Raw genomic sequence first — 16,963 nt, forward strand, 5'->3', positions numbered from 1 at the left:
TCACTCTCCCGTCAAAGTCATAATTGTCTGTACCCATTCTGTCGGATTCTGGCCCACCCGGGGGCTCAACCACACGACATACTCATGATTACCCAGGCTACCGAGGAGAGGGGAAGGAATAATCCCGGCCGTTCCCAGCCCCAGCCGCCAAGCCGCCTGAATCACACGGTGAATGGCTTCGGCCCGATCCGCTGCTCGGGTCACAATCCCCGCGGTGATACCTCCTCGGCCCACCTCAAACTGCGGTTTGATGAGAAGAATAAAGTCGGCATCGGATGCGCTGCTCACCCGCAGCGCCGGCAACACCATTTCCAGCGAGATGAAGGAGAGGTCCCCCACCACGAGCGTGGGCGGTTCGGTCACCCCCGTGGCTTCACGCAGAAGCTCGGGCGTCATATAGCGGGCGTTGAAACCCTCCGCGAGAACCAGCCGCGACTCACCGATCAGGTCGGGAGCTAGCTGCCCGTGCCCCACCTCAATCGCAAGCACTCGGCGAGCACCGCGTTCCAGAAGCACCTGGCTAAATCCGCCGGTGGAAGCCCCCACATCCATCACAGTCCGGCCGCCGGGGTCTACCGAGGAAAAAGCGTCAAGGGCGGCACGAAGTTTGTACGCAGCCCGACTCACGTAGTGGTCGGTGCTCTCGACCGTGACGACAGCATCAGCAGACACTCGCAGCGACGGCTTTGTCGCGGTCACCCCGTTCACACGGACGGATCCCGCAGCGATCAGTGCCTGCGCGTTGGTGCGTGAACGAGCCAGGCCACGTTCTGCAAGAGCCATATCAAGACGGGGATCGGTCACAGTCGCCCGCTCAACGATTGATGTCACCGCTCTCAAGCCGCTCACGCAGCTCGGTGTGGATCTGTTGGTAGGCCGCCGCCCGGGTGGCCAAGGGCTGCTCCTCAATGACCGTCAGACGAGACACCAGCCCACCGTCACCCGCCAACAGGTCTCCGACATCCCTCTGGGCGTGCTCAAGGTCGCTACTCATGGTCTCTACAGTACCCGCAGGATCCCGGGTTGTGCCGGATATCCACAGTCCAGACAGCTACGTGTAAAGCTTTTCCGGCACCTCAAGCCCGTAAATAGCAAGACCGGAGTTCCAGATTGCCTGGCAGCCCGCGCGCAGCAGGTTGAGACGATCATCGCCCTCGGTGACGATCTCAACGATGTGCCCACGCATCCGCACCTCAGCCGCACCCACACGCACGCTGTTGTTCTTCTCGTTGATCTGCGAGGTGGGATACGGCTGGTGCAGTTCACGCAGGTCGCTCAGGATGTAGTCGGGTCGCATCGTCTTGTCCGCAGCAACCAGCTGCTTAGCCCGGTCAACACCGGTCATCACGTGCACGGACCGGATACCCGCCCGTCGAGCACCGAGGATATCAGTGTCGAGCCGATCCCCAATCATGAGCGCATTGCGTGACCCGAATCGCCGAAAAGCCTCCTCAAAGATGGCAACCTCGGGTTTACCCGCGAAGGTTGGCAGACGGCCAACAGCGGTGTGCACCGCGGATACGAGCGTGCCGTTTCCGGGAGCGAGGCCACGAGCCACGGGAATCGTCCAGTCGGTGTTTGTCGCCACCCACGGAATACCCGCGGTTCCCTCCTCCGCGTGGAGCGCGAATGCAGCCTCTGCAAGATGTGTCCACCCTACCTCGGGCGCAAAGCCTTGGATAACGGCGGCAGGCCGGTCCTCTGCGGAGCGGGTGACGGTAAACCCGGCCCGCTGCACCTCGACAACCAGCCCCTCCCCACCCACGACCAGAACTGTCGCGCCCTCGGGAACAAGGCCCCGCAGCAGCGTTACTGCGGCCTGAGGGGAGGTCACCACATCAGTGGCCTGAACACGAAGTCCCAGCTCGTTCAGATGCCCGGCAACCGCGGCGTCGGTGCGTGATGCATTGTTGGTGATATAGGCAAGCCGTGTCTGTTCTGCCACCCGGTTCAGGCTCTCCACCGCGAACGGAAGTGCAGAGGGACCCGTGTAGACAACACCATCCAGGTCAGCCAGTACCAGGTCCATGCCCTCCAGCGGAGCAGGTCCGTTAGGACTCATCTTCTGCTTCGACCGGAACAGTGCCATCGTGCGATTCGCCTTCCGTTCTAGAACTGTCACCCACAGAGCCGACCACCGGAGTGGAATCGTCGTCATCAACCTGAGTGCTCATCACCGACTCGGGCGGCCAGGGCAATCCGTGCTCCGCGGCAAATGCGGCGTCTTCCTCAGCGTAAAGCGCGGCCTCAGCCCGAAGTGCTTCCTCCTCGGCCACACTCGCTGCCTCGGCGGCCAGACGTGCCTCTTCACGAGCCGGAGCTTCCGCCTCCCACCGGGCAGCAGCATCAGCGGCATCCACTTGGTAGGACAGTTCCTCATCCATCACATCCACGATATCCAGCGTCTCGCTATGACCGTATTTCTCCTGAATCGCTTCCCAGGCGATCTCGGCTCGCTTACTCCACAGCGCAGCCTCATCCAAACGGCCCAGATCCTCCAAGACCTCTCCGTACGCCGAATAGAGGTCGGGACTGAACAGGTAAGCGCGGTTCGGATCGAGCTGTGAGATCTCCAGCTCCTCCAATGCGCGCTCCGTCTGCCCAAGATCTAGTCGCGCACCAGAGAGGGCAATGGCCACGGCCACCTGCACATCAACGGGGAGGCTCGAACGTTCAACAGATGCCCCCAACTCAAGCGCCTTTTCGGGACGACCCAGCCCTCGCTCGCAGTCGATCATGAGCGCGAGCTGATCATCCTTACCGGAGATACGTCGATAGGTGCGCAACTCACGCAGCGCAAGTCCAAAGTCACCAATCGTATATGCAGTGATCGCGAGTGTCTCGCGCACAATCGCGATCCGACCGGCACGACGGGATGCTGAAATGGCATGCTGGTGGGCAAGCTCCGGGTCGCTATCAATCAGTCGAGCGGCCATCGCGAGATGCATCGCAACATTGTCCGCGTTTTCCTGAGTTAGAGTTTTCAACTCAAACCGAGCACCTTTGTTCAGCTCCTTTGGCTGCAAATCAGCGGGGAACTCAGGGTCCTCATGCCGGGTACGAACGCTTTTCAGTTCGCGAGCCCGAATCTCTTCCTCGGTCAGTTCACGATACTCACGACGGTCACCCGACTTATCGTCTGTTCGCACGTACCGTGATGGCTCTCGGTCGCGGCCGCCCCGTCCGTCGGAACGTCCGTCGGAGCTGCGATGATTCGGTCGATCACTGCCCTGACCCCGAGAAGGTTTTTCACCGCGAGAATAGCTGAAGGACCGATCGGGTCGCTGTGATCGATCATTCGTGGAGGGTCGATCCCCTTCCCGCCGAGAGCGATCAGAGCTGTAGGAACGTTCACCACCGCTTCGCTGCGGGCGCTCGTCATCACGCTGTGGACGACCTGATCGATACGAGCGATCACTACTACGCTGTGAACGGTCGTCATCACGGCGCGGCCGATCACTACTATAGGGACGATCCCCACCGCGCTGTGAACGCTCCCCGTCCCGGCGCGGACGATCAACACGGGCAGCACGCTCATCCGAGCGCGGAGTCCTGTTATCCTTACCGACCGGACGATCCCCCTCACGACGCGGGCGACCAGTTGGGGAAGAGGAACGATCAGCGCTACTTCGAGACGGATGACCCGATTGATACGGGCGATCAGCGCTACGCTGTGGACGGTCACCCTCACGGCGCGGCTGATCGCTGCGTGAACGAGCAGACCGGCCGTCGGAGGCAGAGTCTTCGCGCTGTGGGCGGGAACCCCCAGAAGATGAAGAAGAGCCAAAACGCTTACCTCGTGAGTAGGAGGAGGATTCCCCCCGCGTATCACGGGGAGGGCGCTGACGCTCGTCGCCGTCAGACTGACCGTTTTCAGACATTGCTCTCCTCGTAACTGCAGTCATCTACTGCGGTATCCATCTTCTACTGTGAACTTGTTAACGCAAAATGGCCACCCATTGGGTGGCCATTTCACAGGTTAAGTTCGGCGGTGACCTACTCTCCCACAGGGTCCCCCCTGCAGTACCATCGGCGCAACGAGTCTTAGCTTCCGGGTTCGGAATGTAACCGGGCGTTTCCCTCGCGCTATGGCCGCCGAAACACTATTGATGTATCAAACGAAAAGTAACACACAACAAAGTTTGTGTCACTAGTTCTCGACCGTACATCGAGAACCACAAAGTGGACGCGTTATCATCACAAAATCAGGATCAATATAGAAAAGTGTTATCAAGTTATCGGCTTATTAGTACTGGTCAGCTCCATGAGTCTTTAGTCCTCACTTCCACATCCAGCCTATCAACCCAGTCGTCTACTGGGAGCCTCTCCCCCGAAGGGATAGAAATCTCATCTTGAGGCCGGCTTCCCGCTTAGATGCTTTCAGCGGTTATCCATTCCGAACGTAGCTAATCAGCGGTGCTCCTGGCGGAACAACTGACACACCAGAGGTTCGTCCAACCCGGTCCTCTCGTACTAGGGTCAGATCCTCTCAAATTTCTTACGCGCGCAGCGGATAGGGACCGAACTGTCTCACGACGTTCTAAACCCAGCTCGCGTACCGCTTTAATGGGCGAACAGCCCAACCCTTGGGACCTACTCCAGCCCCAGGATGCGACGAGCCGACATCGAGGTGCCAAACCATGCCGTCGATATGGACTCTTGGGCAAGATCAGCCTGTTATCCCCGAGGTACCTTTTATCCGTTGAGCGACAGCGCTTCCACAAGCCACTGCCGGATCACTAGTCCCGACTTTCGTCCCTGTTCGACCTGTCAGTCTCACAGTCAAGCTCCCTTGTGCACTTACACTCGCCACCTGATTGCCAACCAGGTTGAGGGAACCTTTGGGCGCCTCCGTTACTTTTTAGGAGGCAACCGCCCCAGTTAAACTACCCATCAGGCACTGTCCCTGAACCCGATTAGGGTCCGAAGTTAGATATCCAGAGTGACCAGAGTGGTATTTCAACAATGACTCCACCTGAACTAGCGTCCAAGCTTCACAGTCTCCCACCTATCCTACACAAGCCACACCGAACACCAATACCAAACTATAGTAAAGGTCACGGGGTCTTTCCGTCCTGCTGCGCGTAACGAGCATCTTTACTCGTAATGCAATTTCGCCGAGTTCGCGGTTGAGACAGCTGGGAAGTCGTTACGCCATTCGTGCAGGTCGGAACTTACCCGACAAGGAATTTCGCTACCTTAGGATGGTTATAGTTACCACCGCCGTTTACTGGGGCTTAAATTCAGAGCTTCGCCAAAGCTAACCCTTCCTCTTAACCTTCCAGCACCGGGCAGGCGTCAGTCCGTATACATCGTCTTGCGACTTAGCACGGACCTGTGTTTTTAGTAAACAGTCGCTTCCCACTGGTCTCTGCGGCCTTCAAACGCTTCACGGAGCAAGTCCGCTAACGCCTCAGGCCCCCCTTCTCCCGAAGTTACGGGGGCATTTTGCCGAGTTCCTTAACCACGATTCTCTCGATCTCCTTAGTATTCTCTACCTGACCACCTGAGTCGGTTTGGGGTACGGGCGGCTAAAACCTCGCGTCGATGCTTTTCTCGGCAGCATAGGATCATCAACTTCGTCACTTAAGACTCCCCATCGGATCTCAGACACATGAACGACGGATTTGCCTATCGTTCGCCCTACATCCTTAGCCCGGGACAACCATCGCCCGGGATTGACTACCTTCCTGCGTCACACCTGTTAATACGCTAACCGCACTAGAACGGGGTCGAGGGTTACCCCTAGAAACTCACCCCGAAGGGCTCGAAACCAGGATTAGTACTCTTAGCACTACTAGATTAGCTTGGGCGGTTTTTCGCCGGTACGGGAATATCAACCCGTTGTCCATCGACTACGCCTGTCGGCCTCGCCTTAGGTCCCGACTTACCCAGGGAAGATTAGCTTGACCCTGGAACCCTTGGTCTTCCGGAGGACGGGTTTCTCACCCGTCTTTCGCTACTCATGCCTGCATTCTCACTCGTGTAGCGTCCACGGCTGGTTTACACCGCCGCTTCACTCGCCACACGACGCTCTCCTACCCATCCACACGGCTGGACCACGAAGGCCTACCAATAATATGAATGTCACAAATTCGGTGGTGTGCTTGAGCCCCGTTACATTGTCGGCGCGGAACCACTTGACCAGTGAGCTATTACGCACTCTTTCAAGGGTGGCTGCTTCTAAGCCAACCTCCTGGTTGTCTAAGCAGCTCCACATCCTTTTCCACTTAGCACACGCTTTGGGACCTTATTTGGTGATCTGGGTTGTTTCCCTCTCGACTATGAAGCTTATCCCCCACAGTCTCACTGCTGCGCTCTCACTTACCGGCATTCGGAGTTTGGCTGACGTCAGTAACCTTTTAGGGCCCATCGGCCATCCAGTAGCTCTACCTCCGGTAAGAAACACGCAACGCTGCACCTAAATGCATTTCGGAGAGAACCAGCTATCACGAAGTTTGATTGGCCTTTCACCCCTATCCACAGCTCATCCCCTCAGTTTTCAACCTAAGTGGGTTCGGTCCTCCACGCGCTCTTACACGCGCTTCAACCTGGCCATGGATAGATCACTTCGCTTCGGGTTTAGAACATGCGACTATAACGCCCTATTAAGACTCGCTTTCGCTACGGCTTCCCCTCACAGGTTAACCTCGCCACATATCACTAACTCGCAGGCTCATTCTTCAAAAGGCACGCTGTCACAGCTACAAGGCTGCTCCAACGGATTGTAAGCAAACGGTTTCAGGTACTATTTCACTCCCCTCCCGGGGTACTTTTCACCTTTCCCTCACGGTACTTGTTCACTATCGGTCATCTGGGAGTATTTAGGCTTATCAGGTGGTCCTGACAGATTCACACGGGATTTCTCGGGCCCCGTGCTACTTGGGATACTCTTCGAGCGATTGCTGCATTTCGACTACGGGATTATCACCCTCTATGATTGGTCTTTCCAAACCATTCGCCTATACAACGTTCTAACTCTCAGGCTTCGGCAGAAACCAATGAAAAGTCCCACAACCCCGACCATGCAACCCCTGCCGGGTATCACACATGACCGGTTTAGCCTCTTCCGCGTTCGCTCGCCACTACTAGCGGAATCACTTTTGTTTTCTCTTCCTGTGGGTACTGAGATGTTTCACTTCCCCACGTTCCCTCTACCCGCCCTATATATTCAGGCGGGAGTCACTGGGTCTATCGCTAGCCCAGCGGGGTTTCCCCATTCGGACATCCTCGGATCACAGTTCGTTTATCAACTCCCCGAGGCTTATCGCAGATTACTACGTCCTTCTTCGGCTCCAGATGCCAAGGCATTCACCGTTTGCTCTTATAAACTTGAAATCACATGAGTTGAATCGATTAATCATTAAAGAAAAATTGACCAATGATCTATAAAAATTTAGATCTTGTAAAAACAACAACAAAAGTTGCTGTCAATAAGATGCTCGCGTCCACTGTGTAGTTCTCAAAGTACGGGCGGTACCAAACCTCAACCAGGAAACAATTCCTGACCTCAGTAAGGCCCAGAAGGAACAGTCACAACCCAAAGGTCATGCCCGGTCCCTCAGGACCCAACAGCGTGCAAACACCACACCCCCGGCACAGCCCGTTCCAAATCCCCGAAGAGACCGTACTAAAACCACACCATCCGGCATGATGCATCAATGTCAATGTTCCACCCATGAGCAACCACCAGGAAACATTCGCTCCTGTAATGGCTCTGGACACTCCGAAGAGCGCCAAATGCTCCTTAGAAAGGAGGTGATCCAGCCGCACCTTCCGGTACGGCTACCTTGTTACGACTTAGTCCTAATCACCAATCCCACCTTCGACAGCTCCTCCCTTACGGTTAGGCCACTGGCTTCGGGTGTTACCGACTTTCATGACTTGACGGGCGGTGTGTACAAGGCCCGGGAACGTATTCACCGCAGCGTTGCTGATCTGCGATTACTAGCGACTCCAACTTCATGAGGTCGAGTTGCAGACCTCAATCCGAACTGAGACCGGCTTTTTGGGATTCGCTCCACCTTACGGTATTGCAGCCCTTTGTACCGGCCATTGTAGCATGCGTGAAGCCCAAGACATAAGGGGCATGATGATTTGACGTCATCCCCACCTTCCTCCGTGTTGACCACGGCAGTCTCCCATGAGTTCCCACCATTACGTGCTGGCAACATAGGACGAGGGTTGCGCTCGTTGCGGGACTTAACCCAACATCTCACGACACGAGCTGACGACAACCATGCACCACCTGTATACAGACCTTGCGGGGCGACTATCTCTAGCCGTTTCCTGTATATGTCAAGCCTTGGTAAGGTTCTTCGCGTTGCATCGAATTAATCCGCATGCTCCGCCGCTTGTGCGGGCCCCCGTCAATTCCTTTGAGTTTTAGCCTTGCGGCCGTACTCCCCAGGCGGGGAACTTAATGCGTTAGCTGCGACACAGAAGCCGTGGAATGGCCCCTACATCTAGTTCCCAACGTTTACGGCATGGACTACCAGGGTATCTAATCCTGTTCGCTCCCCATGCTTTCGCTCCTCAGCGTCAGTTACGGCCCAGAGATCTGCCTTCGCCATCGGTGTTCCTCCTGATATCTGCGCATTCCACCGCTACACCAGGAATTCCAATCTCCCCTACCGCACTCTAGTCTGCCCGTACCCACTGCAGGCCCGAGGTTGAGCCTCGGGTTTTCACAGCAGACGCGACAAACCGCCTACGAGCTCTTTACGCCCAATAATTCCGGACAACGCTTGCACCCTACGTATTACCGCGGCTGCTGGCACGTAGTTAGCCGGTGCTTTTTCTGCAGGTACCGTCACTCTCGCTTCTTCCCTACTAAAAGAGGTTTACAACCCGAAGGCCGTCGTCCCTCACGCGGCGTTGCTGCATCAGGCTTGCGCCCATTGTGCAATATTCCCCACTGCTGCCTCCCGTAGGAGTCTGGGCCGTGTCTCAGTCCCAGTGTGGCCGGTCACCCTCTCAGGCCGGCTACCCGTCGTCGCCTTGGTGAGCTATTACCTCACCAACTAGCTGATAGGCCGCGAGTCCATCCTTGACCGAAATTCTTTCCACCCCCAGAAGATGCCTTCAGGGGTCATATCCAGTATTAGCTACCGTTTCCAGCAGTTATCCCAGAGTCAAGGGCAGGTTACTCACGTGTTACTCACCCGTTCGCCACTAATCCCCAGGAGCAAGCTCCCAGTTCATCGTTCGACTTGCATGTGTTAAGCACGCCGCCAGCGTTCGTCCTGAGCCAGGATCAAACTCTCCGTAAATGATTAATAAGCAGCAAGCAAGCTCGCCACTAAATCTTGTGCATGAAGCCACCGGAAAAAGGCGGACAACACACGAGTTTGATCTGACTAAATCAGATTGTCTGACAATCTGTCTAATCCAAAGGAATCTCTCCCACCAACCAAAGCTGATGGCGAGGATAATTTGGCATTTGACATTGTGCACGCTGTTGAGTTCTCAAGGATCGGACGCACCAGAGTTCCAGTCTCACAACCTGCCCTCTAGGCAACTTCTCTATCCTGCCACTCCCACAAGCTCCTGTCAAATCAACCCCGCCATAACAGCAGAAGAAAAGAACCTGACACTCACAAGAGCAGGAGTTACATCATCACACTAAAACCTGACCCCCGCAACCAAGCAGGGAATGTGGAGTATGAATCGGTGCCACTTGAGGCCGGCGAGCTAACCGCTCTGCCGCACCTGTGGGGTACTTGGATTACATTACAGCCGAAACTCAACACCACGCAAATCCACACCACCCCACACCACCCAAAAACCCCACCACCACAGGCCAAACCACCCCAACCACCAACACAACCCGGGCGTGTCACACGTCAACACACTGACAAAAACGAATCAGAATATGACGAGTGCCTGGCCTTCCACCCCGATCCTCGGCGGAGATATTTAGACCCCGAAGTTCTCAGCAGCGACGGAACATGCAATTGATCGCGACGATGCGGCATCGCATAGATTCCCGGACCGACGCAACGGACCAGCACGGATGATCCGGGGAATCTGGATGGTAATGACAAAGATGCCGAGTATCTGCGATTCCCGCATAGACGTACAGGTGTTGAACACAGAAAACGTTCATCTGTGGGAGAGTACATCGCTCCGAAACAACACCTACTGCCTCCACTCTCAGCGGAGTGCCAGGTCACATGTCGAAACGAAGAATAACCTCAGAACAAAGAACTCCCCCGAAGAAAGAAGACGCCATTATGATGATTGTGACGACCAACGATATCCCCGGCTATCGCATTGAGAGTGTTCTCGGGGAGGTTATGGGCCTCACCGTGCGTACCCGCGATGCAGGTTCTCGCTTTGTCGCGGGCTTCCGCGCTATCGGCGGAGGCGAACTGCCCGAGCTCACAAAATCGCTCTATGAGGGGCGACAAGAGGTGATGCAGCGGATGGTTGCCGAAGCGCTCAACCGCGGAGCGAACGCCGTCGTAGCCACACGCTTCGACACCTCGGCAATGGACCAACTGGGCACTGAGGTATGCGCCGTCGGCACCGCCGTCATCATCCGCCCCCTCGCAGTCGGCGAACCCGGATCAACCCAGCAGTCCGAAGCACACGCAGCACAACTGGGCCACCCACAGGGATAACACGACCCGGTTGCGTAGCTCACCCGGCACCAATAAACAGTGCGGTCCCGTCGGACGGGGCTGCACTGTTCACAGCTAGTCGGCGAGCGTGACCGCTGCCAGGGTACGTTTACCCCGCCGAAGGACGGCACCGACGCCGACGAGGATCGCGTCGGCGGTCAGCACGGCATCCGCAGACCCAACCGTGACATTGTTCAGATACACCCCGCCCTGTTCGATCGCCCGCCGCGACTCCCCCAGGCTCTTCGTCAGGCCAGCATCCACAAGCAATTGCGTGAGCGGCATACCGAGTGAGCCAATCGCGCGAGGAAGTGCGGCAAGAGCGGAGTCGAGAGTTGCGGCATCCAGCCGAGCCAAATCTCCCTGACCAAAAAGCGCCTGTGAAGCTGCAATAGCCGCCCGGGTAGCCTCCACACCGTGCACGGTTGACGTCACCTCAAACGCCAGACGCTTCTGCCCCTCACGCCGGAACGGCTCACGAACCACAAGCTCAGCGATGCGCTCAATCTCGGCCCTCGACAAGAACGTGAACACCTTGAGCCTGGCCACGACATCCGCGTCCTCGGTATTAACCCAAAACTGGTAGAAGCCGTACGGGGACACCAAATCGGGGTCAAGCCAGATAGCGTTGCCCTCGCTCTTACCAAACTTGGTGCCATCCGAGTTCGTGATGAGCGGTGTGCCAATGGCATGAACGCGCACCCCCTCCGCCCGGTGGATCAGATCGGTACCACTCGTGAGATTGCCCCACTGGTCACTACCACCCGATTGCAAAACACAATCGTACTGTCGGTAAAGCTCCAAGTAGTCCAGGCCCTGCAACAGTTGATAGCTGAACTCTGTGTAGCTGATACCCGCCTCAGAATTGAGACGCGCGCTAACAGCATCCTTCTTGAGCATCGTTCCGACACGGTAGTATTTGCCGACGTCACGCAAGAAGTCGATAGCGCTCAGCGGAGCAGTCCAGTCAAGATTGTTGACCATGCGAACGCCGTTGCTACCCTCAGCGCTCAGGAAACGCTGGATCTGGGCACCAAGGTACCCAACCCACTCGGCCACGGTCTCCTTCGTATTAAGAGTGCGCTCAGCCGTGGGGCGCGGATCTCCCACCAAGCCGGTGGAACCGCCGACCAGACCGAGAGGTCGATGCCCTGCGAGCTGCAACCGTCGCATAAAAAGGAGCTGAACCAAATTGCCCAGGTGGAGACTCGGCGCGGTGGGATCAAACCCGCAGTAATACGTGATCGGATCACCCTGGAGTAGCTCGCGCAGTGCCTCCGCATCGGTAGAGACGTGAATCAGGCCACGCCAAACGAGCTCATCCCAGAGGGACTCGAAAGTGGCATCGTTGCGTGGGACGACCGGGGTCGCCGCTTCATCAGTGAGATCAGACACAGAAGCTATCGTAGCAACGGCATCCAGCCTCCCGGGGCCAATTTCTCCCCGGGCAAAGAGCAACACCACGCGGGCACCAGGGGACACGGTAAGACCCTGCCCTGACTGATTCGGGGCAGGGTCTTACCGCACGATTGATTAGTCGCGGAATTCCGCCGTGACCCGAGCCAACTCACGGAGCTGCTCAGCAACCCGCACGGCAGCGGTTCCCCCCGCGCCGACCCGACTATTAACCGAGCCACTCACCGTGAGGACCTCACGCACTGAACTCGTCAAATGGGGAGACACCGCAGCGAGTTGCGCATCGCTGGGCTCAGGGAGTTCCAGACCGTTCTCTTCGCAGAAACGAACTAGTTCACCCGAAATCTCATGTGCATCGCGAAAAATGACACCCTGCTTGACGAGCCACTCGGCCACGTCCGTGGCAAGAGAGAATCCCTGCGGGGCCAGATCTGTCATGCGCTCAGTATTGAACGAGAGAGTGGCTACCATACCGGTGAAGGCGGGCAACAAGACCTCCAGAGTGTCAACCGAATCAAAAACCGGTTCCTTGTCCTCCTGTAGATCACGGTTGTATGCAAGCGGAAGGGCCTTCAGTGTGGCCAGCAGGCCCGTGAGGTTACCAATCAGACGACCCGACTTACCCCGTGCAAGTTCCGCAATATCGGGATTCTTCTTCTGGGGCATGATTGACGATCCCGTGGAGAAGCTATCGTGCAGCCGCACGAAGCTGAACTCGCGCGTGGCCCACAGGATGATCTCCTCCGAGAAACGCGACAGGTCAATGCCCACCTGGGCAAGGATGAAGGCAAACTCGGCAACCACATCCCGGGCAGCCGTCGCGTCGATCGAATTGTCGCACGGCAGTCCAAGCCCCAGCTCACTCGCCACGAGGGCAGGGTCAAGCCCCAACGAACTGCCCGCGAGGGCACCCGCGCCGTAGGGCGAACGGGACGCTCGGACCGACCACTCACGCAGGCGCTCCAGGTCGCGCACAAGCGGCCACGCATGCGCCGCAAGCTGATGCGCCAGCAGGACCGGTTGGGCATGTTGTAGATGAGTGCGCCCCGGCATGATTGCCGTCGGATGTGCCTCAGCCTGAGCCGTGATCACCTCAATAAGCTGCACGAGTAGACCGCGAATAATCGCTGCATGGTCGAGCAAATACAGGCGCACCAGCGTGGCAATCTGATCATTGCGGCTGCGACCGGCACGGAGTTTACCGCCCAATTGGCCCCCAGCTCGCTCAACAAGACCGCGCTCCAGGGCGGAGTGAACGTCCTCGTCGCTCTCGGCGGCCACAAACGCGCCGCTCGCCACATCGGCGCGCAGAACCTCCAAAGCCTCGTGCATAGCGGTGAGCTCCTCGCCCGTGAGATACCCGGCCGCCGCGAGAGCGGTAGCGTGGGCCTTCGAGCCGCGGATATCGTAATCGGCAAGCACCCAGTCGAACTGAGTCGATTTACTCAGGCGCTGTAGCTCGGGAGACGGACCGCTGGCGAAGCGGCCACCCCACAGGGCACCCGCCTCGCCAGCACGGTTCATGGCCTCGTGATCAGAATCAGTCGATGCCGTCATGAAACTACTTGACCGAGCCGTTCTGCTGGGCGGCCAGATCGCGCTGGGCCGAAATCTTACTCGGCAGCGAGTGAAGCTCAATGAAGCCCTTCGCGAGTGACTGATCAAAGGTGTCGCCCGTGTCATAGGTCGCCAGGTCGAAGTCGTACAGGCTCTGCTCGGAACGACGGCCCGTGACGGTGGCCTTCCCGGCGTGCAGGTTCAGACGAACATCGCCCGATACATAGCGCTGAGTGTCATCAATGAACGCGTCCAGCGCTCGCTTGAGGCCCGAGAACCACAGGCCGTCGTAAACCAGCTCGGACCACTCCGCCTCAACGCGGCGCTTATAACGAGCAACCTCGCGCTCAATCGTCAAATCTTCGAGATGCTCGTGCGCCTCAATCAGCGTGGTCCCTGCGGGCGACTCGTACACCTCGCGGCTCTTGATACCCACCAGGCGATCCTCAACCATATCGAGACGGCCAATACCGTGTGCTCCCGCAGACCGGTTCAAGATCTCTACGGCCTGGAGCGGCGTCACCGACGTGCCGTCGATGGCTACGGGCACACCCTGATCGAACGTGATGGTAACCTCGGTGGCCTCGCGGGGAACCGAGGGGTCCTGCGAGTAGGTGTAGAGATCTTCAATGGGGGCGTTCCAGGGGTCCTCCAGGAATCCGGTCTCAACCGCACGACCCCAGACGTTCTGGTCAATGGAGTAGGGACTTTTTTTGCTCTGCTCAATGGGGAGATTGTGCTCGGCTGCGTAGACGATCGCTTTGTCTCGCGTGAGCGCAAAATCGCGCACCGGAGCGAGCGAGATCAGGTCGGGAGCGATGGCGGCGACGGCGGCCTCAAAACGCACCTGGTCGTTACCCTTGCCCGTGCATCCGTGAGCGACGCTATCCGCACCATGCTCCTGAGCCGTGCGAGCGAGGTACTTCGCAATCAACGGCCTGCTGAGCGCCGAGACAAGCGGGTAGCGCTTCTGGTACATGGCGTTGGCCTTGATGGCGGGCACCAAGTAGTCGTTAGCAAACTCGTCCTTGGCGTCGATGACAACAGACTCAACAGCACCGCAGTCGAGAGCGCGCTGGCGGACCACCTCCATATCCTCGCCATCCTGGCCGACGTCGATGGCCATAGCAACGACGTCTTTACCCGTCGCATCCTTCAACCAGCCGATACCAACCGAGGTGTCTAGTCCACCCGAATATGCAAGAACAACGCGCTCCGTCATTGACCAATCTCCTGTGTTTGAGGTTCTGGACAAGTCTAGTGGTCGTTGGGAGACGATCCACCCACGCTCGCAGCCCGACGGGACACCATGGTGAGTAGCCGTTCGAGCGGTCCACGACCAAGGGTCAGCGTCCAGCCAGTGCAGAAAACAAGTGTGCCGCCTGCCAGCCAGAAAAAAAGCGCGTTGTCGAGCCACAGAAGATCGTTGCGCTCGGCCCACATGACCACAAAAACATGGGCGGAGTAGGCGGTGAGAGCCATAGCCCCCGTGGCAGCAAGCGGGAAAAGCGCCACCCGAAGACGCGGTCCCGCCCACAAGCACAGCGCGATCACCGCAAGGGCAAACCCGGATGAGCCCACCACCTCAAAGGTGGAGCCCGTGTGGGGCAGCGCCGAAAAGTAATTAGCCGGCTCTAAGGAGGCACCCGAGGCCGAGCCGGTCATAGCTGATGAATCCAGGTCCAACGGCTTTCCAAAAAACGTGCCGGAGGCGGACACCGCAGCCCACACGAACGAGCCCACCCCGTAACCGAGCGCAGCAAGACCCACACCCACGAGGCCCAAGCGCAACTGCACCGTGGGCGACTCCAGCGTGAGACGCCCCACGCCCAAGCCCAACAGCATAAACGTGATCCAGATAGTGGCTGGATAACTGCCGCTAAACAAGACGGTCGTCACCGCGGAGTCGCCCAACTCGGCTTCACGCATCCCGATGATGGCAAATGAGTTCAGGATGGGCATGAGCAGGGCAGAGACAGCCGCCGCCACGAAGAGATTGGGTGCAGACCACCGGAGGAAAGGGACGGCTGCGACAAAGAGAAGACCGTAGGCGCCCAGGATGATCGCGACCGGAGTAAACAGCGCCTCCAACAGACCGCCAATCAGAACGATCAGCGCGGCACGGGTAAGGATACGCACACGGGCCTGGAGCAAAGGCACGCCCTCGACCGGGCGGGTGCGGCCCGAAATAATAGCAATTGAGACACCCGCGAGCACCGCGAACAGGATCGAGGAACGCCCGTTAACGATCGCAGGCCAGGTGTCGGTAGCGCCCCAGTCGAGGTCGCCAGGGATGACGAGCAGATGCGCGCCGAACATCCCCAATACCGCAAGACCTCGGGCCACATCGAGACCGACGATGCGGCCGCCACCCGACGGAAAATCAGCGGACACCCCGGGAACAGCCTCGGATACCCCGGCGACGACCGGCGGGTTAAGCATGCTCGAGAAGCCACACGAGCAAAGCCTTCTGGGCGTGCAGGCGGTTTTCCGCCTCATCCCAGACCACACTCTGCGGACCGTCAATGACACCGGTGGTCACCTCATACCCGCGATAAGCGGGCAGGCAGTGCAGAAAAAGCGCCCCCTCAGCGGCCTGCGCCATGAGTTCCTCGTTGACCTGATAGTCGATGAAGATGGATTGGCGCTCGGCCTTTTCGTCTTCCTGACCCATCGACACCCACGTGTCAGTAACCACCACATCGGCACCCTGCACCGCCTCTGTAGGATCAGACCCCAGCCACACATCGACGCCCTGGCGGTCGGCAAGAGCTAGAGCATCCGCCACATACTCGGGCCGCGGCAGGTAACCATCGGGCCCGGCAATACGCACGTTCATCCCGGCCGTAATACACCCCAACAGGTATGAGTGGGCCATGTTATTAGCGGCGTCCCCCATGTAGGTCAGGGTGAGGCCCGCCAATTCGCCCTTGTGTTCTCGGATAGTGAGCAGATCGGCGAGGATCTGGCACGGGTGGAAGTCGTCGGAGAGCGCGTTAATCACGGGAACCGTGGTGCCCTCAGCCATCTCCTCCAGGCCCGCCTGCGAAAAAGTCCGCCAGATAACCGCCGAGACCATCCGCTCCAAGACCCGGGCGGTATCCGCAACTGACTCCTTACCAGCCAACTGGCTGCCCTGGCTATCGATGATGAGCGGATGACCGCCCAGATCGGCGATGCCCACGGCAAAGCTCACGCGGGTACGGGTAGAGGTTTTATCGAAGATCACGGCAGCCGTCTGGGGGCCCGCCAGGGGCCGACGCGAATACGGACTCGTCTTCAGGGTTACGGCGAGGTCAAGAACCTCCCGTTGCTCAGAGGGGCTGAGGTCATCGTCTCTTAAGAAATGCCTGGTCACAGGCTAT

General features: G+C 58.1%; 11 protein-coding genes and 3 rRNA genes. 1 reads left to right on the forward strand and 13 read right to left on the reverse strand.

Going from position 1 to position 16,963, the window contains the following annotated elements; genetic code table 11:
* From FB466_RS00390 to FB466_RS00425, 8 genes are all read right to left on the reverse strand, one after another.
* The gene (locus FB466_RS00390; RefSeq protein ID WP_246054472.1) at positions 1–804 is read right to left on the reverse strand and encodes a TlyA family RNA methyltransferase; all 804 of its coding nucleotides are present in this window, start codon (positions 802–804) and stop codon (positions 1–3) included.
* Between the two features lie 10 nt (positions 805–814).
* The gene (locus FB466_RS00395; protein ID WP_141914970.1) at positions 815–994 is read right to left on the reverse strand and encodes a hypothetical protein; all 180 of its coding nucleotides are present in this window, start codon (positions 992–994) and stop codon (positions 815–817) included.
* A gap of 57 nt (positions 995–1,051) precedes the next feature.
* A complete protein-coding gene (locus FB466_RS00400) occupies positions 1,052–2,089 on the reverse strand; it encodes an HAD-IIA family hydrolase (protein WP_141914972.1) in 1,038 nt (345 codons plus the stop codon).
* The gene (locus FB466_RS00405) at positions 2,052–3,149 is read right to left on the reverse strand and encodes a tetratricopeptide repeat protein (RefSeq protein ID WP_246054473.1); all 1,098 of its coding nucleotides are present in this window, start codon (positions 3,147–3,149) and stop codon (positions 2,052–2,054) included. The genes FB466_RS00400 and FB466_RS00405 overlap by 38 nt, the downstream gene beginning before the upstream one ends.
* The gene (locus FB466_RS00410; protein WP_141914973.1) at positions 3,101–3,787 is read right to left on the reverse strand and encodes a hypothetical protein; all 687 of its coding nucleotides are present in this window, start codon (positions 3,785–3,787) and stop codon (positions 3,101–3,103) included. Before FB466_RS00410 ends, FB466_RS00405 begins: the two co-directional genes overlap by 49 nt.
* 196 nt (positions 3,788–3,983) lie before the next feature.
* Positions 3,984–4,100: ribosomal RNA gene (gene rrf, locus FB466_RS00415) — 5S ribosomal RNA — on the reverse strand.
* A 126-nt stretch (positions 4,101–4,226) separates the two neighbouring features.
* A 23S ribosomal RNA gene (locus FB466_RS00420) occupies positions 4,227–7,338 on the reverse strand.
* A gap of 413 nt (positions 7,339–7,751) precedes the next feature.
* A 16S ribosomal RNA gene (locus FB466_RS00425) occupies positions 7,752–9,272 on the reverse strand.
* Together the 16S, 23S and 5S rRNA genes form the textbook arrangement of a ribosomal RNA operon.
* A 963-nt stretch (positions 9,273–10,235) precedes the next feature.
* Here FB466_RS00425 and FB466_RS00430 point away from each other — a divergent pair.
* Positions 10,236–10,625 carry a YbjQ family protein gene (locus FB466_RS00430; protein ID WP_141914975.1) on the forward strand — a complete coding sequence of 130 codons (390 nt, stop codon included), beginning with the start codon at positions 10,236–10,238 and terminating at the stop codon, positions 10,623–10,625.
* Positions 10,626–10,700: 75 nt separating this feature from the next.
* Here FB466_RS00430 and tyrS read toward each other — a convergent pair whose 3' ends face one another.
* The 5 genes from tyrS to argF form a co-directional block, all read right to left on the reverse strand.
* Positions 10,701–12,020 (reverse strand): tyrosine--tRNA ligase, encoded by a 1,320-nt coding sequence (gene tyrS, locus FB466_RS00435; RefSeq protein WP_246054474.1) that lies wholly within the window; start codon positions 12,018–12,020, stop codon positions 10,701–10,703.
* Between the two features lie 138 nt (positions 12,021–12,158).
* Entirely contained in the window at positions 12,159–13,598 is a 1,440-nt protein-coding gene (argH, locus tag FB466_RS00440; protein WP_141914976.1) for an argininosuccinate lyase, read from the reverse strand.
* Positions 13,599–13,602: 4 nt separating this feature from the next.
* Entirely contained in the window at positions 13,603–14,820 is a 1,218-nt protein-coding gene (locus tag FB466_RS00445; protein WP_141914978.1) for an argininosuccinate synthase, read from the reverse strand.
* Between the two features lie 35 nt (positions 14,821–14,855).
* Positions 14,856–16,040 carry a heparan-alpha-glucosaminide N-acetyltransferase domain-containing protein gene (locus FB466_RS00450; RefSeq protein WP_170205958.1) on the reverse strand — a complete coding sequence of 395 codons (1,185 nt, stop codon included), beginning with the start codon at positions 16,038–16,040 and terminating at the stop codon, positions 14,856–14,858.
* Positions 16,033–16,956 carry an ornithine carbamoyltransferase gene (gene argF / locus FB466_RS00455; protein WP_141914981.1) on the reverse strand — a complete coding sequence of 308 codons (924 nt, stop codon included), beginning with the start codon at positions 16,954–16,956 and terminating at the stop codon, positions 16,033–16,035. The genes FB466_RS00450 and argF overlap by 8 nt, the downstream gene beginning before the upstream one ends.
* Positions 16,957–16,963 lie beyond the last annotated feature (7 nt).

Origin of the sequence: Klugiella xanthotipulae (genome assembly GCF_006716695.1) — a bacterium.
Classification (GTDB): domain Bacteria; phylum Actinomycetota; class Actinomycetes; order Actinomycetales; family Microbacteriaceae; genus Klugiella; species Klugiella xanthotipulae.